Genomic DNA, 2500 nt, shown 5'->3' with positions numbered 1-2500 from the left:
TTGAGTTTGTGGGATCAGACCCGAAACCGAGTGATCTAGGCATGACCAGGATGAAGGTTAGGTAACACTAACTGGAGGTCCGAACCCACACCTGTTGAAAAAGGTCGGGATGAGTTGTGCCTAGGGGTGAAAGGCCAATCAAACTCGGAGATAGCTGGTTCTCTGCGAAATCTATTTAGGTAGAGCGTCATCCGAATACCCTCGGGGGTAGAGCACTGGATGGGTAATGGGGCCTTACCGGCTTACTGATCCTAACCAAACTCCGAATACCGAGGAGTACTAGATGGCAGACACACTGTGGGTGCTAACGTCCATGGTGAAGAGGGAAACAACCCTGACCTACAGCTAAGGCCCCTAATTCATGGCTAAGTGGGAAAGCAGGTGGGACGACCAAAACAACCAGGAGGTTGGCTTAGAAGCAGCCATCCTTTAAAGATAGCGTAACAGCTCACTGGTCTAATCAAGTTGTCCTGCGGCGAAGATGTAACGGGGCTCAAGCCATGAGCCGAAGCTTAGGATGCCGCAAGGCATGGTAGCAGAGCGTAGTGTGATAAAACCCATGCCTCTTTTGCGCCTTCGGGTGCACCGGAGGCTCGGGTTTGACTGTGAAGCCGGCCTGTGAGGGATCCGGTGGAGTGATCACTAGTGAGAATGATGACATGAGTAGCGATAAACAGGGTGAGAGACCCTGTCGCCGAAAGTCCAAGGGTTCCTGCTTAAAGCTAATCTGAGCAGGGTAAGCCGACCCCTAAGGCGAGGCCGAAAGGCGTAGTCGATGGGAACCAGGTTAATATTCCTGGGCCACGAGGATGTGACGGATCCCGAAGGTAGTTCAGTCTTATCGGATTGACCGGGCTGCTTAGGGGTTCCTGGAAATAGCCCTCGATGAGATCGTACCCTAAACCGACACAGGTGGACTGGTAGAGAATACCAAGGCGCTTGAGAGAACGATGTTGAAGGAACTCGGCAAAATACCTCCGTAAGTTCGCGAGAAGGAGGCCCCATCAGGACGCAAGTCGTGGTGGGGGGCACAAACTAGGGGGTGGCGACTGTTTACTAAAAACACAGGGCTCTGCGAAGTCGCAAGACGACGTATAGGGTCTGACGCCTGCCCGGTGCCGGAAGGTTAAAAGGAGGGGTGGAAGCTCCGAATTGAAGCCCCGGTAAACGGCGGCCGTAACTATAACGGTCCTAAGGTAGCGAAATTCCTTGTCGGGTAAGTTCCGACCTGCACGAATGGCGTAACGACTTCCCCGCTGTCTCCAACATCGACTCAGCGAAATTGAATTGCCTGTCAAGATGCAGGCTTCCCGCGGTTAGACGGAAAGACCCCGTGCACCTTTACTACAGCTTCACACTGGCATCAGGCCAAGCATGTGCAGGATAGGTGGTAGGCTTCGAAGCAGGGACGCTAGTCCTTGTGGAGCCATCCTTGAGATACCACCCTTGCTTTGCTTGATGTCTAACCGCGGTCCGTTATCCGGATCCGGGACCCTGTGTGGCGGGTAGTTTGACTGGGGCGGTCGCCTCCCAAATCGTAACGGAGGCGCGCGAAGGTTGGCTCAGAGCGGTCGGAAATCGCTCGTTGAGTGCAATGGCAGAAGCCAGCCTGACTGCGAGACTGACAAGTCGAGCAGAGTCGAAAGACGGCCATAGTGATCCGGTGGTCCCGAGTGGAAGGGCCATCGCTCAACGGATAAAAGGTACGCCGGGGATAACAGGCTGATACTGCCCAAGAGTCCATATCGACGGCAGTGTTTGGCACCTCGATGTCGGCTCATCTCATCCTGGGGCTGGAGCAGGTCCCAAGGGTATGGCTGTTCGCCATTTAAAGAGGTACGTGAGCTGGGTTTAGAACGTCGTGAGACAGTTCGGTCCCTATCTGCCGTGGGTGTAGGATACTTGAGAGGAGTTGCCCCTAGTACGAGAGGACCGGGGTGAACGATCCACTGGTGTACCAGTTGTTCCGCCAGGAGCAGTGCTGGGTAGCTATGATCGGAAAGGATAACCGCTGAAGGCATCTAAGCGGGAAGCCCCCCTCAAAACAAGGTATCCCTGAGGGCCGTGGAAGACCACCACGTCGATAGGCCGGAGATGTAAGCGCAGCAATGCGTTCAGTTGACCGGTACTAATTGCCCGATAGGCTTGATTTGATCCAGTAACAGCAAGGCTGACTGATCAGAAGCATACACAAAAACACAGCGTACAAGACTTGGAATATGTTCTTCTCTCGGTTTGGTGGTCATAGCGCGAGCGAAACACCCGATCCCATCCCGAACTCGGCCGTTAAGCGCCGTCGCGCCGATGGTACTGCGTCTTAAGACGTGGGAGAGTAGGTCACCGCCAAACCTAGCGAAGAACATAAAACGTATCTCTCAAACGATGCGCCTCACTGAAGACAACCATCCGTGAGGCAAAATTGGCGCGGGATGGAGCAGCCCGGTAGCTCGTCAGGCTCATAACCTGAAGGTCGTAGGTTCAAATCCTACTCCCGCAACCA

Annotated in this window: 1 tRNA gene and 2 rRNA genes (1 of these 3 cut by a window edge); all 3 read left to right on the top strand. The window is 54.3% G+C overall.

The window, feature by feature from the left end:
- Positions 1 to 2153 (top strand): 23S ribosomal RNA (locus ACSR1C_RS20225) (it extends 674 nt beyond the left edge of the window).
- An 81-nt stretch (positions 2154 to 2234) separates the two neighbouring features.
- A 5S ribosomal RNA gene (gene rrf / locus ACSR1C_RS20220) occupies positions 2235 to 2349 on the top strand.
- 74 nt (positions 2350 to 2423) lie between these two features.
- A tRNA-Met gene (locus ACSR1C_RS20215) sits at positions 2424 to 2500 on the top strand.

Source organism: Actibacterium sp. D185-2 (genome assembly GCF_054954595.1).
The sequence above is the reverse complement of the archived record's forward strand: the minus strand, read 5'-3'. Positions and strand labels throughout refer to the sequence as shown.